Origin of the sequence: Limnobaculum eriocheiris (assembly GCF_021010575.1) — a bacterium.
GTDB classification, from domain to species: Bacteria; Pseudomonadota; Gammaproteobacteria; order Enterobacterales; family Enterobacteriaceae; genus Limnobaculum; species Limnobaculum eriocheiris.
Genome location: NZ_JAJNAG010000007.1, coordinates 87,854 through 105,889 on the forward strand (window position 1 = coordinate 87,854; position 18,036 = coordinate 105,889).

At 46.2% G+C, this 18,036-nt stretch carries 12 protein-coding genes and 2 pseudogenes; 7 read left to right on the plus strand and 7 right to left on the minus strand.

The genetic code is table 11. The features are described 5' to 3' along the window. Window positions 1-356 precede the first annotated feature (356 nt). Window positions 357-959 carry a helix-turn-helix transcriptional regulator gene (locus LPW36_RS05505; RefSeq protein ID WP_230608447.1) on the plus strand — a complete coding sequence of 201 codons (603 nt, stop codon included), beginning with the start codon at window positions 357-359 and terminating at the stop codon, window positions 957-959. 1,141 nt (window positions 960-2,100) lie between these two features. Then, window positions 2,101-5,139 (plus strand): annotated as a pseudogene (locus LPW36_RS05510) (Ig-like domain-containing protein); the annotation flags it as partial. A 76-nt stretch (window positions 5,140-5,215) separates the two neighbouring features. Here LPW36_RS05510 and LPW36_RS05515 read toward each other — a convergent pair. After that, window positions 5,216-6,043: pseudogene (locus tag LPW36_RS05515) on the minus strand (PTS fructose transporter subunit EIIC); the annotation flags it as partial. A gap of 312 nt (window positions 6,044-6,355) precedes the next feature. Between LPW36_RS05515 and ptsP the strand changes: the two are divergent. The 3 genes from ptsP (at window position 6,356) to LPW36_RS05530 (ending at window position 10,747) form a co-directional block, all read left to right on the plus strand. Continuing rightward, window positions 6,356-8,857, plus strand: coding sequence for a phosphoenolpyruvate--protein phosphotransferase (ptsP, locus tag LPW36_RS05520; protein WP_230608476.1), 2,502 nt, complete (start codon window positions 6,356-6,358; stop codon window positions 8,855-8,857). Between the two features lie 21 nt (window positions 8,858-8,878). Then, window positions 8,879-9,541, plus strand: coding sequence for a fructose-6-phosphate aldolase (gene fsa / locus LPW36_RS05525; protein WP_230608449.1), 663 nt, complete (start codon window positions 8,879-8,881; stop codon window positions 9,539-9,541). A gap of 108 nt (window positions 9,542-9,649) precedes the next feature. Next, window positions 9,650-10,747: a glycerol dehydrogenase gene (locus tag LPW36_RS05530; protein WP_230608451.1), complete on the plus strand. Its 1,098-nt coding sequence runs from the start codon at window positions 9,650-9,652 to the stop codon at window positions 10,745-10,747. A 106-nt stretch (window positions 10,748-10,853) separates the two neighbouring features. Here the strand turns inward: LPW36_RS05530 and LPW36_RS05535 are convergent, their stop codons facing one another. The 6 genes from LPW36_RS05535 to LPW36_RS05560 all read right to left on the minus strand — a co-directional run bounded on the left by LPW36_RS05535 (window position 10,854) and on the right by LPW36_RS05560 (window position 15,479). Then, window positions 10,854-11,036 (minus strand): hypothetical protein, encoded by a 183-nt coding sequence (locus tag LPW36_RS05535; RefSeq protein ID WP_230608453.1) that lies wholly within the window; start codon window positions 11,034-11,036, stop codon window positions 10,854-10,856. 413 nt (window positions 11,037-11,449) lie between these two features. Continuing rightward, a complete protein-coding gene (locus LPW36_RS05540; protein WP_230608455.1) occupies window positions 11,450-12,247 on the minus strand; it encodes a MetQ/NlpA family ABC transporter substrate-binding protein in 798 nt (265 codons plus the stop codon). A gap of 27 nt (window positions 12,248-12,274) precedes the next feature. Beyond that, the gene (locus LPW36_RS05545) at window positions 12,275-13,117 is read right to left on the minus strand and encodes a DUF169 domain-containing protein (protein ID WP_230608457.1); all 843 of its coding nucleotides are present in this window, start codon (window positions 13,115-13,117) and stop codon (window positions 12,275-12,277) included. A gap of 27 nt (window positions 13,118-13,144) precedes the next feature. Then, window positions 13,145-13,819, minus strand: a complete 675-nt coding sequence (locus LPW36_RS05550) for a methionine ABC transporter permease (RefSeq protein ID WP_230608459.1) — start codon at window positions 13,817-13,819, stop codon at window positions 13,145-13,147. 29 nt (window positions 13,820-13,848) lie between these two features. Beyond that, the gene (locus tag LPW36_RS05555; RefSeq protein WP_230608461.1) at window positions 13,849-14,832 is read right to left on the minus strand and encodes a methionine ABC transporter ATP-binding protein; all 984 of its coding nucleotides are present in this window, start codon (window positions 14,830-14,832) and stop codon (window positions 13,849-13,851) included. A 176-nt stretch (window positions 14,833-15,008) separates the two neighbouring features. Then, window positions 15,009-15,479: a hypothetical protein gene (locus LPW36_RS05560; RefSeq protein ID WP_230608463.1), complete on the minus strand. Its 471-nt coding sequence runs from the start codon at window positions 15,477-15,479 to the stop codon at window positions 15,009-15,011. Between the two features lie 239 nt (window positions 15,480-15,718). Between LPW36_RS05560 and LPW36_RS05565 the strand changes: the two genes are divergently transcribed. After that, window positions 15,719-17,443: a ShlB/FhaC/HecB family hemolysin secretion/activation protein gene (locus tag LPW36_RS05565; RefSeq protein ID WP_230608464.1), complete on the plus strand. Its 1,725-nt coding sequence runs from the start codon at window positions 15,719-15,721 to the stop codon at window positions 17,441-17,443. A gap of 11 nt (window positions 17,444-17,454) precedes the next feature. Further along, window positions 17,455-18,003, plus strand: a complete 549-nt coding sequence (locus LPW36_RS05570; protein ID WP_230608466.1) for a toxin-activating lysine-acyltransferase — start codon at window positions 17,455-17,457, stop codon at window positions 18,001-18,003. Window positions 18,004-18,036: the final 33 nt, after the last annotated feature.

An 18,036-nucleotide genomic window follows, 5' to 3' on the forward strand; every position in this document is an offset into this window, starting at 1 on the left:
TACATTTTTAGTGTGATTATTTTTGCTTTATTTAGAAGGTACGCTTTGGGTTTTATATTGTTTGAAATTTTTTCTCTGAATTTATAAATTATAGGCTATAACTTGCCGTCAATAGCATTTGAGGGAACGTCTGGGATTGCTATTGTCAGGAAGAAGATTGATGAGTAACCATTATGTATTTTTTCTTTATACCTTTGGTTTTCATCATTTTTCAACAAAATATCAAATGGTTATAGCGTAAGGTTGGTTTAATAATAAAGGTTAGTGTTTTTGCTTATCTTTCCACAGGTTGTTAACCATGTGTAAATATTGGCATTTGAACACGCTTATAGGAAATAATAATAGAAGGGGACCGTATGAATGTTTTGTATCTGGGTGATAAAAGCATTGGTAGTTTAGGTATTATTCGAATTCTTGAAACTAGCTATTCACAAGTAACTATTATATTGAAAAATATGGAAGAAATGATGAAGGAGGAGTTTTGTGAATCTTATGATATCGGTATTATCGATGCTAAGATATTGAGTATTGTTCAAACTCATAATATTAAAAAAATCTCACGATTATTGAATTTCCCTCTACTCATTTTGGCAAAGAACGAACAGCCCTGGCATCAGTACCTTAATCAAATGGAGAACGTACGCGGTGTTATCGATTGTGAAAGCGATGTAGCCTTCTTTTTGAATGCCATTAACGTCATTAGTCATGGAGGATATTGCTATTCATGGAATATGTCTTCAGTGAATAATTCCATGTTATTTAACGAAGAGTATTATTCATCTGCAGGGCTGACAAGCCGTGAAATGGAGATACTGAAAATGTACCTTAAAGGCAGTACCAATAAAGAAATTTCAGTCAAGTTATCCCGTAGTGAAAAGACCATCAGCGCACATAAATCGAATATATTACGTAAAATTGGTGTTAAACGTCTTCCTGAACTGTCATTCAGAAATGGCTAAAGTCTTGTTGAGCAACAGCATAATTAGTTAGTACAGTGTTGATATCATCGGGCTGTATACATATAAAAGAGTCTTGGATCTCAACGAAATGCCAATGTAAAGAGTCAGTCATACTAATCTCATCCTGTCAGGGATGTTATTCGGCTGATATTCTTTAGTTGGCATATTCGTCCCACCTTCTTATACATTATTCCCCCGCTTACATATAAATCCCTCACTGATGCATAATTTCTATTTAAAATCAGGAAATACTTATTTTTACTTACTAAAATTAAGTCAATTCCTTGGCAACATATTCTAATTTATTCTTATCCATAAAAATTACAGGTAAAACATATGATTGCACCATCTGTTTTTCTGTTTTTATCGGGTGTTTCCTATATCGCTTTATTAATGGTTTTTCAACGCTTTTGCTTCATATATTTTGAGTGAATATTTAGTGTTAACGTAAGGTAGCCCTTACGAGAAACGGTTTTCCTGTAAGGAATTCGATGATGGATAAAGTGAAGACAGGATGCTACCAAATAGCATGATGCTTGGAGTTATACACATGATGGATAAAGCAATAGTTTTAGCAGTTAATAGCGGAGAAGGCAGTACTCGCCTTTTAACTGCTGACTCAAATAAAGCAGTTAAAGTAAAGCTTATTAAAGGTAATAAATACGTATTAAAAAATGTAGATGATGATTTTGCACCTGAAAATATTACCTTGAAACGCGTTGGTAATGAGCTGCATGTCATTCAGGAAGGAGAGACAAATCCTGGCATTATTATCGAAGACTATTTTAATAATGGTGAAGATAATCCAGTCCTGTTAGGGATGGCAGAAGACGGACAATTATATAGCTATGTCCCTTTGTCCGGGGAGGGTTATGAAACCGGTTATATTATCGCAGAGGGTGAGTTATCTCCCGTTGCATTAGGCGGTGAACCGCTGGGTTTGGGAAGCGATATTTTTGCTGCTGCTGATGACGATAATGATTCGTTGTTTGGTCTTCTTGGCTGGTTATTTGGTGCCGCTGCTATTGGTACCGGTGCTGTAATTGCATACAATAACCGCGGTCATGATGATCATGATACCCCTCCGGCTCCGACACCTGAGCCAAAGCAAGCTCCAGCGATACCAACGATTGAACACGTGATGGATAAAATCGGTAGCATTACCGGCACTATCCATAACGGCGATAAAACGGATGATGCTCATCCTGAACTCACCGGCACCGGTCAGGCCGGTTGTAAAATTACTCTCTATGACAATGGCGTTGTTATTGGTCAAACCGAAGTTAATGAAGATGGTCGCTGGTTCTTCAAACCAGAAACCGCACTGGCTGATGGCGCGCATAGCATCACTGTCATTCAAACGGATAGCGAAGGCCTCGTCAGTGATTCATCTGATATTCGTAATTTTATTGTGGATACCGTTGCACCTGTTCAACAAGGTATCGATCAGATATTAGATAATATCGGTAGTGTTACTGGCCCATTGAAAGATGGTGACACCACGGATGATACTCAACCTGAGTTGAACGGTAAGGGTGAACCGGGTAATACCATTATTATTGAAGACAATGGTGAAGTTATTGGTTCTACCGTGGTTAATGACAATGGCACCTGGACATTCACGCCAGAAACCCCACTGGATGAAGGCAAACATGAACTGGCTGTTAAAGAGAAAGATCCAGCCGGCAATGAGAGCGAACCCTCCAAACCAATTGTGATTGTAGTTGATATTACGCCTCCAGCGTCAGCAACCAATATTGTTATCACCGATAATGAGGGTGATAAAACTGGTCCGGTCAACAGCGGTGAAAAGACCGATGACGCTACACCAACTATCGATGGTAAGGCTGAACCAGGAAGTACCGTCAATATCATTGATAATGGTGAAGTGATTGGTACCGCCAAAGTGGACGATAAAGGTAACTGGAGCTACACCCCGGAAACACCACTGATCGACGGTCCACATGAAATCAGCACCACAGTCACCGACCCCGCGGGTAACACCAGCGAACCTACTACTCCGGTAGTGATTGTGGTGGATACTACACCTGTCGCACCAGCGACTGATATCGTTATCACCGATAACGTAGGCGATAAAACCGGTCCGATAGCCAACGGTGAAAACACTGATGATGCGTCACCAACCATCGATGGCAAGGCTGAATCAGGCAGCACCGTTAATATTATTGATAACGGTGAAGTGATTGGCACTGCTAAGGTCGATGAAAAGGGTAACTGGAGCTACACTCCTGAAACGCCGTTTATTGACGGTCCACATGAAATCAGCACCACGGTCATCGATCCAACCGGCAATACCAGTGCACCATCAACACCCATTGTTATTAACGTTGATACTGTAGCGCCAGCTAAACCGGTAATTAATACAGTCTATGACGATGTAGGCGATAAGCGCGGTGATTTAATATCGGGTAGCGTAACGGATGATGCTAACCCTACGCTAAAAGGAACCGCTGAGAAAAATAGCATTGTCACTATCTATGATAATGGTGTTTTACTGGGTTCAGTAAAAACCGATAGCCATGGTGCCTGGGAATTTACTCCAACTACTGCGTTGAGTGAAAGTGAACACAAATTTACTGCTAAGGCGACTGATGCAGCCGGTAACACCAGCAGTGCATCGGATGAGTTTGTACTGACCACCGACTATACCTCACCATTAGTTGATCCTGAGCATTTGGCTATTACCGGCGTAGAAGATCGGGTAGGTGGCCTTACTGGAAATATCACATCAGGTGGTATTACTGACGACAGCCAGCCGGTTATCAGCGGTATCGCGGAAGCGGGCAGTGTTGTATACGTTTACAGCAAAGACACTTCAGGCAATCATCTGATTGGCAGTGCCACCACCGGTGCCAATGGCAAGTGGAGCATGACGCCAGCGAGCGCATTACTGGAAGGTAGTAATAAGCTGACGATTGTGGCTGAAGATGCCGCCGGTAATAAAACGGTACCAACCACTCCGTCTTATGATGTTTCCGTGTTTATTCCGGTGGGTACAACGCCATCAATCATCAGCATAATAGATAACGTTGCACCAATTGCCGGACCGCTGCAGAAAGGGGATGTTACCGATGACAGCACACCGACCCTGAACGGTACTGCCGCACCGGGTGATGTGGTCACCATTCTGGATAATGGCAAGGCCATTGGCAGTACTACCGCTGATAGCAAGGGGCGTTGGGAATTTACGCCAGCCACACCACTGAGCGATGCCAGCCACACTCTGAAAGTGATTGCCACCGATGCAGCCGGCAACAGCAGCCAGCCAAGCGGTGAGTTTGTGATTGTGGTGGATACCACCCCTCCGGCACCGGCTACCAATATCAGCATTACCGATAACGTCGGTGATAAAACCGGTCCGGTAAACAGCGGTGACACGACCGATGATGCTTCACCAACGCTGGATGGTAAAGCCGAGCCGGGCAGCACGGTTAATATCATCGATAACGGTGAAGTGATTGGTACTGCCAAAGTGGACGATAAAGGTAACTGGAGCTACACCCCGGAAACCCCTCTGACCGACGGTCCACATGAAATCAGCACCACGGTAACCGATCCGGCAGGCAATACCAGCGCGCCAACTGCGCCGGTGGTGATCAATGTCGATACCTCACCGGTAGAAGTCAGTATTGGCTCGGTCATTGATGACCAGGGTTCCATCACCGGCAATATGCAAAATGGCACGGTGACCGATGATGCACAGCCGGAAATCACCGGTGAAGGTAAACCGGGCAGCACCGTGACCATCAAATATGGTGATAAAGTGCTGGGCACCACCACGGTAAATCCGGACGGTAGCTGGAGCTTTACACCGAGTGCACCGCTGGGTGAAGGTGAACACAGCATTACCGCCACGGCAACCGATGCCGCGGGCAATGCAACTACGTCACCGGCGGTTGAGTTTACCGTAGATACCATTGCACCGGCCAAACCGGTGATTAGCTCTGTCTATGACGATGTGGGCGATAAGCGCGGGGATTTAGCTAACCACAGTATCACTGATGATGCTAATCCGACGCTGAAAGGAACCGCAGAAAAAGACAGTCTGATCAGTATCTATGATGACGGCAAGCTGCTGGGTAGCGTTCTGGCTGACGGCAACGGCGCCTGGACATTTACACCAACCACCCCGCTGACCGAAGGTGAACATAAGTTTACTGCTAAAGCGACCGATGTAGCCGGTAACACCGGCAGTGCATCGGATGAGTTCGTACTGACCACCGACTATACCTCACCATTACCCGCAGAGGGTCTGCGGCAGCAAAAGGAATGGCTCCTTCCGTTACGCCTACACAGCCCATTAAGAGTGAGGCTTTACCGGCTTCACGCTCTTCTGCCGTGTAGTATTTACGACCAATCAGGGTAGCAAGCCCCATACCGGTGGCCGGTGTGGCGATACCTACGGCGGCAATGGCGACCACGGTATACACTCCCTGAGCAACGCAGATAAGCATAAAGGCATAAGCTACTTTGTTTACCGGCCCGCCCATATCAAAGGCCAGCATTAGTCCGATAATAATGGCCAGCACAATAATGCTCCCTTGCTGCATACCCTGAAGCCAGGTGGTTAGTGCCGTGGTCAGAATTCCGATCGGTTCACCGAGCCCCCACATCATAATGCCGGCGGTTAAGATGGTTCCAATCACCGGGATAACAAAGATTGGCATCACCGAACGTAATATTTTAGGAACGGGGATTTTCTTGAGGTAAAACACGATGATGCCACCGATTAGCCCGGCAATAATGGCCCCAAAAAAGCCCGCGCCATATGAGTTACCTATCCAGGCCCCAATAGCACAGGGGGCGAGGGCAGAACGGTCCGCGATGGAATAACCAATATAGGCAGCCAGAAAGGGCACCATCAGCGTCAGGCCAGCAACACCAATATCAAATAGCTTTTTTAAATTAGGGTCGGTGAGGGCATCCGGCACTGCGCCTTTACCATATAGCATGATAGAAACGGCAAGCAGGACGCCTCCCGAAACCACAAAAGGAATCATATGCGATACACCGGTCATTAAGTGCTGTCGGGTATGCTTAAGTATTTGAACCAGCTCTTTCATTAAGAACTCCTGCCCCATAACGGGTTACCTGAGTATGGATTTCGCACCACAATAAGGAATTCATTACCGCACAGACAGGAGAGAAAAATGCCATTTACTGGATTTTTGTAAGTCCCATCTCAAAATGCGATCCGCCTCAAAATTCTTCACCAAACTCAGAAATCACCGACCTTCAGGCTATTTGTGAGCAGTGTCTCATTTTCCTTAGCAGGCTACATTTATCCAGTTTTTGGTAGTTTTATCTTATAGTCGCCGCTATCGACATACTTTTATTCTTTAACCAATAAAGGCTTTGGTTCAGGAGAAGGTGTGATGCCACAAATTGTGAAGTTTTGCTGTGAATTGCCGAATGGTGTACATGCTCGCCCCGCGAGTCTGGTCGAAGCATTATGCAATCAGTTTTCTGCTCATATTGAATGGCATAACTTGCGTACCAATCGCCGTGGTGATGCTAAAAGTGCGTTAGCCATCATAGGCACTGATACCCTGATGGGAGATGAATGCCATATCTCTATTTTGGGGAGTGATTCTCAGACAGCATTCGACCGTTTATCCACATTTATTACTCAAGAGTTCCCCCATTGTGATGCCCCTTTGCCAAAGGTTGAGGCTGATACTGTAGTGGAACTACCGGTTTCCCTGACTAATTTGCATCCGCATCTTATTCGTGCCCGCGCGGTAAGCCCGGGCATTGCGCAAGGAGCGTTGATCCACCTGAAGGCGTTTGATTTCGCCCATCCCGGCGAGCTGCCGGAGGCGGGGAATGTTAAAATCGAGCAACAGTTATTGGAAAAAGGGCTGAGTAATTTATTGAAATCAATCAATATTCAGCTGCTGGAAAATAGTGGGACAACCACTGCGGTACTGGAAGCCCATCGCTCTCTGGTTACTGATGTCTCCCTGCATAATGAGATTAATCAGCATATTTCATCGGGTATTGGCTGTGCGCAAGCCATCATCAACGGGGCTAACCATTTTTGTCAGCAGTTTGCTCATTCTTCCAGTGACTACCTGCGGGAACGGGCGCTGGATGTGCGCGATGTCAGTTTTCAGCTGTTACAGCAGATTTACGGCACGACCCGATTTCCATCACAGGGGCAGCTTGAGCATGACAGCATTTGTATGGCGGATGAGCTAACCCCCAGCCAGTTTCTTGAGTTGGATAAAAAACGGCTTAAAGGGTTATTGTTAAGCAGTGGCGGAAGCACTTCTCACACCGTGATTCTGGCCCGCTCCTTTAATATTCCTACGTTGGTTGGCGTCGATGTCAGTCAACTGACAGCTTATCTTAAACAGCAGGTACAAATCGATGGCGATTTGGGGCTGGTGGTGGTTGAACTTAGCGGGCTGGTACAACGTTATTACCGACAGGAAGCGGCGGTACAACAACGTATAAGGGAGCAACAGCAGGCCTATCTTGATCGACCGGGGTGCAGCGCAGACGGGATTCGGCTGGAAATTGCCGCCAACATTGCCCATTCCGTGGAAGCCGCTCCGGCTTTTGCCAACGGTGCTGAAGCGGTTGGGTTGTTTCGTACCGAAATGCTGTATATGGATCGCTCCCATGCCCCATCGGAAGAAGAACTTTATAATATATACTGCCAGGCGTTAGAGCACGCGGACGGGCGCACTATTATTGTACGCACCATGGATATTGGCGGAGATAAACCCGTCGAATATCTGAAGATTCCGGCGGAAAATAACCCGTTCCTTGGCTATCGTGCGGTACGTATTTATCAGGAGTTTTTATCCCTTTTCCACACTCAACTTCGCTCTATTCTGCGGGCGTCCGCCCACGGTGCGTTAAAAATCATGGTTCCCATGATCTCCTCGATGGAAGAGATTCTGTGGGTCAAAGATCAATTAGCGGAAGTGAAACAAAAACTGCGTTCAGAGCAGGTGCCTTTTAATGAAAAGATCCAGCTTGGCATCATGCTGGAAGTGCCTTCGGTGATGTTTATTATTGATCAGTGCTGTGAAGAGATTGATTTCTTTAGCATTGGAAGTAACGACCTGACGCAATACCTATTAGCGGTGGATCGCGATAACGCTAAAGTGACCAAACATTACAACAGCCTGAATCCGGCGTTTTTACGCGCTCTGGATTATGCAGTTCAAATGGTACATCGTCAGGGGAAATGGATTGGTTTATGCGGCGAATTAGGGGCTAAAGGGTCAGTTCTGCCTCTTTTAGTTGGCATGGGGTTGGATGAGCTCAGTATGAGTGCGCCTTCCATTCCGGCAACCAAAGCGCGGTTGGCACAGTTGGATACCAAAGCATGCCGTCAGCTATTAAATAAGGCGATGAACTGCCGAACCTCTCTGGAAGTGGAGCATCTGCTGGCGCAATTCAGAATGACGCAGCAGGATGCCCCGCTGATTAACGAGGGATGCATCTCTATTTGCAACGACTGGCAGAGCAAAGAGGAAGTTATTAAAGGAATGACAGATAACCTGCTGTTAACCGGGCGCTGTCGTTATCCTCGCAAATTAGAAGCGGATATATGGGCGCGTGAAGCGGTATTCGCCACCAGCCTGGGTTTTGGGTTCGCTATTCCACACACCAAATCTGAACATATAGAACAATCAACCATCAGCGTCGCCCGTCTGCCTCAGGCGGTGGCATGGGGGGATGAAGAGGTACAGTTCGTGATTATGCTAACTCTGAATAAACACGCGGCCGGGGATCAGCATATGCGTATATTCTCTCGTCTGGCCCGACGCATTATGCACGAAGAATTCCGGGCATCCCTGATGAATGCCAAAGCGGCAAACGAGATTGTTACCCTATTAACTCGCGAACTTGAACTTTAATCTTTAACAGAGGAAATCGACATGGAGCTTTATTTAGATACGGCGGATGTGGCTGAAGTTAAGCGCCTTGTACGTATATATCCCGTGCAGGGGGTAACAACCAATCCCAGTATCATAGCCAAAGGGGGAGTACCCGTATGGGAGGTTCTTACTCAGTTACGTGCCGTGTTGGGAGAAAGCAGTACCCTGTTTGCCCAAGTGATGGCGCGCAGCGCTGATGAGATGGTTGCCGAAGCGCAGCGGCTGTCGGCACATACTCCCGGTATTGTGGTTAAGGTTCCGGTTACAGTGGAAGGTTTAGCCGCGATTAAACAGTTAAAGGTTTTAGGTATTCCAACTTTAGGCACAGCGGTATACAGCGCAGCGCAGGGGCTGTTGGCGGCATTAGCCGGTGCGGTCTATGTTGCGCCTTATGTTAACCGGTTAGACGCTCAGGGGGGGGATGGCATTCAGATGGTGAATGAGCTTCAAACCTTGTTGCAGCTTCATGCTCCTCATGCAAAAGTATTAGCCGCCAGTTTTAAAACGCCACGTCAGGCGCTCGACTGTATGCTAATTGGCTGTGGGGCTATTACGCTGCCGCTGGATGTTGTTCAGCAGTTCCTTGCGGCACCAGCGGTAGACGCGGCAATCGACAAATTTGAACAGGACTGGCTTGGTTCATTTAGTTCACTTTCACTCTGATAGTGAGAGTATCAAAAAGTATCAATCTCTCAATCAGATAACAGGGCTATGGCCATAAAATTCTTATGACCGGCCGCCGGGATACATTGATGTAAATGGAGCTGAATCATGAGTAAATTTGTTTTCTCTTCACCACGCAAATATGTGCAGGGTATGGGGGTGATGAAAGAGCTGGGTAGCTATATTGCGGAGCTTGGACAGAACGCCTTTTTAGTGGCAGATGATATTGTCTGGGGGCTTATTGGTACTGAAGTTAAATCCTCTTTAGATTCCGCAAAAATTACCTTTCATTATGAGCGTTTTAACGGTGAGTCCTCCGGTACTGAAATTCGTCGGCTGACAGATTTAGCCCGCAAAGCCGGAACCGGGCTGGTCGTTGGTCTGGGCGGTGGAAAAACCCTTGATACAGTAAAGGCGGTTGCCGATGAGCTTAAGCAGCCGGTAGTTATTGTACCAACCGTGGCATCAACGGACGCGCCTTGCAGCGCGTTATCGGTTATTTATACCGATGACGGTGTATTTGATAGCTACCGCTTCTACACTAAAAATCCGGATTTGGTGCTGGTGGATACCGGTGTTTGTGTACAGGCTCCGGTTCGTCTGTTTGCTTCCGGTATTGCAGATGGTTTAGCGACTTATGCAGAAGCCCTTGCAGTTAAACGTTCTCATGCCAAATCGATGGTCGGTGGCGATCCTACGGTGGCGGCAATGGCTATTGCGGAAGCCTGTGAAAAAACCTTATTAACCTATGGCTATAGTGCTTATCTGTCGGTTGCTCAAAAAGTAGTGACGCCAGCGGTTGAGGCGGTGGTGGAAGCCTGTACTTTACTTTCGGGGCTGGGTTTTGAAAACGCTGGTCTGGCGGGAGCTCATGCCATCCATAATGGGTTTACCGCCATTCAGGGGGATATTCACCATTTAAGCCATGGTGAAAAGGTGGCTTATGGTACCCTGACCCATATGGTGTTAGAGCAGCGTTCGGATGAGGAAATTGCCAAATATATTCGCTTCTATCGCTCAATTAAAATGCCAACCACGCTCAAAGATCTGCATCTTGAAAATGAAAGTTGGGATAATTTAGTGAAAGTAGGCACGTTGGCGAACAGTGATGGCGATACTTTAAAGAATCTTAACCCCAATTTAACCGGTGAAGATGTGGCTAATGCCATACTGGCGGTTGATGCGTTTAGTCATAGCCTGATTTGAAAATCGACCTGTCGGTATTCAATGGCGAAACCCTTCGGGACAACATAAAACGTGGTCCCGAAGGATTGGCTCTTCCTCTAATTGATGCTATTTACCTGCCGAACAATTAAACCGATCCTTCTGCGTTATAAAGCGCATGGAACAGGGATTCCATTTTTTCATGCAGAATAAACTGCAATGACTCTTTTACCGCTGCTTCATTGATTTTGAGTACCGCAGTAGCCAGAGCAAGGCACTGTTCTGCCAGCTCCAGCGGATCGCCGGGGGTTGAGTCGATAAGATTAAGCATGACGGGACCCCAAAATTCTCAGGTAACTTGCTGAAACAGGGGATCGTTTTTTCGATCCTGATCTGAAAATGGATCCCGGGTGATATATAAAATTGGGGCGAGTTTGGGTATGCTTCACGACAGCCATGATGTTACTCCTAATAACGTTGTGGTCAGAGACCCCGTTAGTGTTAGCGCACTGCGGGGTTTCGCTTTTTTAATTACCCGCAAAATTACGGGTAATCACCACACGGTATAGTTGTACAGGGAAGGGGTCAATGGAGGTGGGAGGGGATATTTGGAAATGTCGGGGAGGATCGCAAAAGTTTGAGAATGGGGTAATTATTATTACAGTGCCTGCGGGCCGTCGAAATAAAAAATGATGCTGAAGTAAAAAACTACCCAGCACCATTCTTAACTGACTGATGATCGTATTAATCTAAATATTCAAACACGCCGTCAAAATTTTGTTTAATGCCCTGTCGAACCGCTTCCGATCTCAAGGCTTCAGCCAGCGTGCCTGCCCAAGGCTGTTTGGCATTGTCCTGACGAACTACTAACCCCATTGGGAACTCGTCGGCATTCTTGTCACGAATAAGATATGAACGGAAATCTTTGTTTGCATTACGCATATGGGTAAAGAAAACAACCGCACCATCAACGTCCTGCAGCGAACGCACGGTTTGGGTTTGATCCATATCGATAAATTCAATATTTTTCGGGTTTTTGGTGATATCTAACAGGCTGTAGCTATCATTATTTTTTTGATTCAGCTCTATCAACCCTGCGCTTTGCAGCATGCGTAAACCACGATCCATATTCATGGCATCATTCATAATTGCAATTTTAGCGTGTTCCGGAAGAGCATCTAAAGAGTTATAACGTTCAGAATAGAGGCCAATACCCGTAGTAAATGGATAGGGGGTAACCATGACTAATTTACCATTATTCTTTTTATTAAAGCTTTCCATAAACTTGCTGTGAACACCGACTCCGGCATCAACGCTGCCGTCGTTAACCGATTTGATAATATTGACGTTATTGTCCATCATCACCAACTCGACGTTTAGTCCATGTTTCGCAATCCAGCTCAGTCCCGGCTCAATAATTTTGCAAGAGACTTCGTTACAGGCGATTTTTAATTTAGCCCCGGATGCCTTATCTGCGTTATCGCACGCGGTTAAACCCAATATAATCAAAAAACAAGACAGACCTGCCCATAGTTTTTTCATACTACTTCCTTAATGGAACCTAAAAATTTATGTATTTGACTGCGCTTTTTTACGTTTATGATAGTCAATCGTGCCATAACCACCGGTATAGTAATTACTGCTCATTTCGATTCCAGCCTGCTCTTCAACGCCCATCGCTTTGGCTTTATCTAAAATAGCTTTTTTGGTTTTATTGCTATCCATCGGGTTGGATGTTTTGCGAATACCATCAACGATCTTATCCAATTGATTAAATGGAATACCAATTCCCATTTCATCGGCTTCCCATTTCGCCACCTGGCGAGTTCCGGCACAAAGAAGGGATAGATTGACCTGATTCATCTCAAAGGGGTAAGAGGTACACTCCTGGCAAACAGCCTGATTACCGGTGACTTTCACATTTTTTAACTGACCAAAGTGGTAGGAGTACCCCTGTATAACCCGCATTGCGTTTGTGGCATCGGCCATAATAATCACTAAATCGGGGTTATAGTCGGTATATAAGGCCAGTTCCGCAATCTCAATGCCATAGACCTGATGGGTACAATAAACCATATCTTTGGCGATTTGGCGGCTGACGGAATAGTCGGCGTATAGCCCCATTTTATGATGGCGCTGACCTGAAATAATCTCATTGGGATCAACAATATCATCCTGAGGTTTTAGTAATCCTAAAGCACGGGCACCGGAAAGGCAGGCGGTGTTTTTGAGATTTAATTTACAGGGGGTACCGGCAGAGGCGTTTTTGACCGCTGCACAATAAGGTAAGGGTGCCTTTATTTCAGGTGTGGGGCAGGCGTTATAATCCTGTTCACTAAATAAGAATCGTATACCAACGGGTGAGCGTTTTAAATCCAGCATAACGCTTAACCACAAATTATCATTTCTCAATTTTTTCCTCTGCTGACAGTGAGTGACTTACTTAAGACTGCGATAAATGCTCCGGCCTAAAAACTGTAGGGCAAGAACCATGATTGACAGAATAAAGACGATGGCATACATCATGGCATCATCGAATCTTTGATAGCCGTAGGTTAATGCAACAGCCCCCAATCCTCCGGCGCCAACCGCTCCTGCCAGCGTGGTATTGGCTAACAGTTGAATGGACGCGAAAGTCATATTTGACACGATTGAGGGGGTGGCTTCAACAAACATAACCTTAAAAATAATCTGTCCATTGCTCGCTCCGAACGACTTTGCCGCTAAAATGACATTCTTATCAACCTCTAACAGTGAATGTTCAATTAAGCGGGCAATGGCGGGAAATGCCGCAATCGTCAGCGGAACAACGGCGGCAACCCAACCAACGGAGGTGCCAATGATAAAACGAGTTAGCGGAGTGAGAGCAACAATTAGGATAATGGCGGGAAATGAGCGAATGGCATCCACAATACCGTTTAAACAGCGGTAGATAAACTTATTCGGTGACAGGCCGGATGGATTGGTGAGCACCAGAATAATGGCTATAATCAGGCCCACCAACGCACCAATAATCAGGGATGCCGACAACATTTTTAACGTTGCGACTATAGCTGGCCAGATAATTCTGGGCAGATATTCAAACAGACGAGTCATGGACAGATCGAGAAACATGCGTACCCTTTGATAGTTTTTTAGTTATGCTACATGGCGCTTATTGGTGAGGCTAATTCCTGAAAGGTGACTGAATTACTATTCAGGTAGGCGATAATCTGCTGGTGGTATTGATGTTCAGTCGTAATGTAGTAATGAACGATAGCGCCGGTTTTGCAATAGTCGGTTTGCGTATAGAAAATAGTAAATGCCTGATTAACCACGGTGGCCAGGCCTAACAGAATCGATGTGCTCTGCTCAATGGAAGGTAATGTGATCTTAAAGCCAACCTGCCCCGGCATAGTGCTCATGGCAATATCTCCGGTGATCCTTTGCAGGGCCGGTGGTTTTTCAATAAAAATTTGGTCGACACTATTGGTGGCAATCAGCTCTCCATCCTCAATAATAGAAAGCCTGTCGCAGGTGGCTTTTACCACCTCCATTTGATGAGTAACTATCACAATAGTGATATTTAGCCGTTGGTTAATTTCTTTTAATAAATCCAGTATTGATTTGGTGGTTACCGGGTCGAGCGCCGAGGTTGCTTCATCACACAGCAGAACTTGCGGTTCCAGCGCCAGTGCTCTGGCGATAGCTACCCGCTGCTTTTGTCCGCCCGATAGCTGTTGTGGGCGAAAGTCGGCTTTATCTTCAATGCCAACCAGCTTTAGCAATGCTTTGGCTTGTTGGGGGATATTCCGCATATCCTGTCGCCAGCACTGCATTGGCAGCATCACATTCTCAATGACGGTCTTTCTCTGTAACAATGCAAAGTCTTGAAAAATCATGCCGATCTTCTTTCTGAACTCACGCAGCTTTTGAGCCGGTAATTGGTTTATCTCTACGCCATTAATAACCAAACTGCCGTTATCATCAAATGACTCAAGACCGTTGATACAGCGCAACAGCGTCGACTTGCCCGCGCCACTGACGCCTAAAAGCCCATGAATTTCACCCCGAGCAATATCCAGATTGATATCCCGCAATATTTGCCGGTGGGCATAATGTTTATTCAGGTTACGTATGTGAATCAAAGGGGCTGCCGTTATAAGAGTAAATGGTGCGTATTCGGCGATTTTAACTTATTTGGGGGGTGTGGGCGAGGTATGGGGATTGTAACGGTTTAAAATAGGTATAAGGGGCTTTAAATGTCACCCTAAGACGGGCAACATCATACAGGTTTAAAGTTTTAAATTGCACTCACGAAATATCACAAATTAAGCTGTTGTAGCTTTGTTTTTTGAACGTCCCATGCAGATCTTATGTTATTAATATCTGGTTTAAATCGGGACATATGCCTGATTCCGACAACGGGTACATGCAAATCACCAATTTTGGCGATAAAGCTATAGGTGGTTTTGTAACGTGATGAGTCCTGTTGATAAAAAGTTTCTTCCAGACCGAAAGTATCAAGGAAGATCTTTGCGGCTGAGGGTGAAGTATTTCCATTGCTGTAAGCAATAATCAGCTCTGGTTGAGACAACGGAATGGTGACTTCAGCGAAGAACTCCATTGAACACTTAATGAGTTCTTTTATATTGTTAAAACCTTTCTTTTTAAGTGCTGCGTTAATTGAACTGGCATCGGCTGAACAGAGTAGTAGGGCGTTTGTATAAATGGTTTCTTCTCTATTAAAGCCTAATTTTTTAGTCGTACAGACTAATCGTTTAGCTAATGTCACTGGGCTCCAACCGCTCAGCTCAGTGAAATTTAAAGCCTTAACGCAAAGATACAAAAACTGGTATTTTTGACAGGTAGAGAGACTGTGGTTACATCTTGTATAATTGAACAGTTTATAAGTAAAAAAATCATAACAATAACCAACTGTAACTATCCAGCTGTAATATTGTAATAAATGAAGTTATCTAACTTCATTTATTATTTGGCTTCTCATAACGGATAAATTACCACGGATAAGGTATGCCTTTTAAAACCAATCTCAGTTTCGCTCATCGGAAACGAATTTTTCTGCGTGTCTGGGGGCCAGCGGCGCTACTGCCATTTGCCTTTTATGCCCATTCAGCGCCTGAGTTGAACAGCATTAATAACCAGCAAATCATCAATCAGCAAGAGCGTCAAAAGGCGCTGGAAGAACAGCTTGCGCCAGAGCAGCCTGATGTGCGTATAAAACTGCCTGCCGGTAGCTCAGCGATTGCCCAATTCCCACAGGAAGCGAACTGCATCACCATCAATCAGGTGACGTTAAGCGGCAGCGACTACTTAACTAACTGGTTGCTGCTACAGCGGGTAGCCGATCAGGCCAAAGGGCAATGTATCGGTGGCAACGGCATCAATTTGCTGATGAGTGCCATTCAAAATCGGTTAGTGGATCGTGGCTATATCACCAGTCGGGTATTAGCGCCACCGCAGGATGTGAACAGCGGTGAGTTGAAACTGCAAATACTGGAAGGTAAAGTCAGTCATATTCTGTTTACCCCTGAAAGCGGCGGCTATATTCAGTCGTTTAATACCCTACCGGTATCTGAAGGGGATTTACTCAACCTGCGGGATATTGAACAGGGAATAGAGAACCTGCGACGGGTTCCCACTGCGCAGGCGGATGTCAATATGCTGCCGGGCGCCGAGCCGGGAGAAACCGATTTAGCCATCAGTTGGAAACAGGATCGCCACTGGCGGCTGGGCGCATCACTGGACGATTCCGGCACCACCAGTACCGGTCGCTATCAGGGGGGATTGACGCTGTATGTGGATAACCCACTTTCCCTTAGCGATACTTTCTATATTTCCGGCGGTCATGACCTGCAATGGAAGAATGATCGGGGTAGCCATAACTATACCGCTCACTATTCCGTGCCTTATGGCTACTGGGGATTCAATGTCACTACCAGTGCTTACAGCTACAACCAAAAAGTAGCGGGCCTGATTGAGAATTACGACTACAGCGGTGACAGCAATAACCTGACCTTTGGACTGAGTCGTTTGCTGCATCGCGATGCCTCACAAAAAACTACTCTGACTTACGATGTGCTGCTGAAATCGACCCGTAACTATATTAATGATACGGAAGTAGAGGTTCAGCGCCGCAATACTTCAGCCTGGCGTCTGGGTTTACAGCATCGCCACTATATTTACGCCGCCACTCTGGATGCCGGAATAAGCTATCAGCAGGGTACCCGCTGGTTTGGTGCCCAGCCTGCACCGGAAGAGTATACCGGTCTGGCAACGGCCCTGAGTAAAATAGCTCAGATTTCCGCCAATCTGGACGTGCCTTTCAGCCTGTTTGAACAGAAATTCAGCTTTCGCAGCCAGTACCAGCGCCAGCTTCCTTCATCCACCAGCCTGACTTCACAGGACCGCTTCTCCATTGGCGGCCGCTATACGGTGAGAGGTTATGACGGTGAACTGAGCCTGTCAGCGGATCGGGGTTGGTTCACCCGCAATGAACTGGCATGGCAAACGCCGCTACCGTCTCAGGAGCTCTATGTCGGGTTGGACTACGGCGAAGTGGGTGGTCGGGGTAGTGAGTACCTGCTGGGGAAACATCTGGCGGGTGCAGTTCTGGGATTAAGAGGTTATGCCTACAATACCAGCTATGACCTGTTTGCCGGTATTCCTACCTCAAAACCGGATGGCTTTAAAACCGATCCGGTAACGTTAGGCTTTAACCTGAACTGGCAGTATTAAGGCGGCGCGAGATGAAATACGGAAACTTTCATATCACCGCCCCGTTGATGCTGGGTGGTGAGATAAACGAAGCGGAGGTTCTGGGGGCATCGGTCTGGTTATGGATGCACTCCCCGCAGCACAATACCGCCTCATTGAATACGCTACCGACCCTGTTGCTGCCCATTATTAAAAACCAGCAGTTTGTTTTAGTCAGTGAAGGTAATCAGCCTGTGTTTTTTCTGTCATGGGCGTGGATGAATGAGCAGGCTGAATGCCGCTACTTTACTGAAGATGCCTTAATGTTCCGGGAAGAGGACTGGACCAGTGGTGAACGTTTATGGATCCACGACTGGATAGCGCCATTTGGCCATTCGATAGCGATGAAGCGAATTGTCACCGACATTATTTTCCCTGAACACTTTGGCCGCATGATTTATCACAAAACCAAAAATTATCAGACCAAAACCTGGTATGGCAAGAATACCCGACGACAGGAACGAGAACAGTGGTACAGGGAGCATCCGGTTATTAAAGACGAGATGGCACTGGCTCTGTTAGCTCAAAAGTTAAATCAGTAACCCTGTCTCTGGCAGATGTGAATAACTAAAAAA

Bases quoted from the DNA above. Each gene is read 5' to 3' on its own strand.
- LPW36_RS05505 (WP_230608447.1), top strand. From the start codon at position 357: ATGAATGTTTTGTATCTGGGTGATAAAAGCATTGGTAGTTTAGGTATT.
- ptsP (WP_230608476.1), top strand. From the start codon at position 6,356: ATGCCACAAATTGTGAAGTTTTGCTGTGAATTGCCGAATGGTGTACAT.
- fsa (WP_230608449.1), top strand. From the start codon at position 8,879: ATGGAGCTTTATTTAGATACGGCGGATGTGGCTGAAGTTAAGCGCCTT.
- LPW36_RS05530 (WP_230608451.1), top strand. From the start codon at position 9,650: ATGAGTAAATTTGTTTTCTCTTCACCACGCAAATATGTGCAGGGTATG.
- LPW36_RS05535 (WP_230608453.1), bottom strand. From the start codon at position 11,036: ATGCTTAATCTTATCGACTCAACCCCCGGCGATCCGCTGGAGCTGGCA.
- LPW36_RS05540 (WP_230608455.1), bottom strand. From the start codon at position 12,247: ATGAAAAAACTATGGGCAGGTCTGTCTTGTTTTTTGATTATATTGGGT.
- LPW36_RS05550 (WP_230608459.1), bottom strand. From the start codon at position 13,819: ATGTTTCTCGATCTGTCCATGACTCGTCTGTTTGAATATCTGCCCAGA.
- LPW36_RS05565 (WP_230608464.1), top strand. From the start codon at position 15,719: ATGCCTTTTAAAACCAATCTCAGTTTCGCTCATCGGAAACGAATTTTT.
- LPW36_RS05570 (WP_230608466.1), top strand. From the start codon at position 17,455: ATGAAATACGGAAACTTTCATATCACCGCCCCGTTGATGCTGGGTGGT.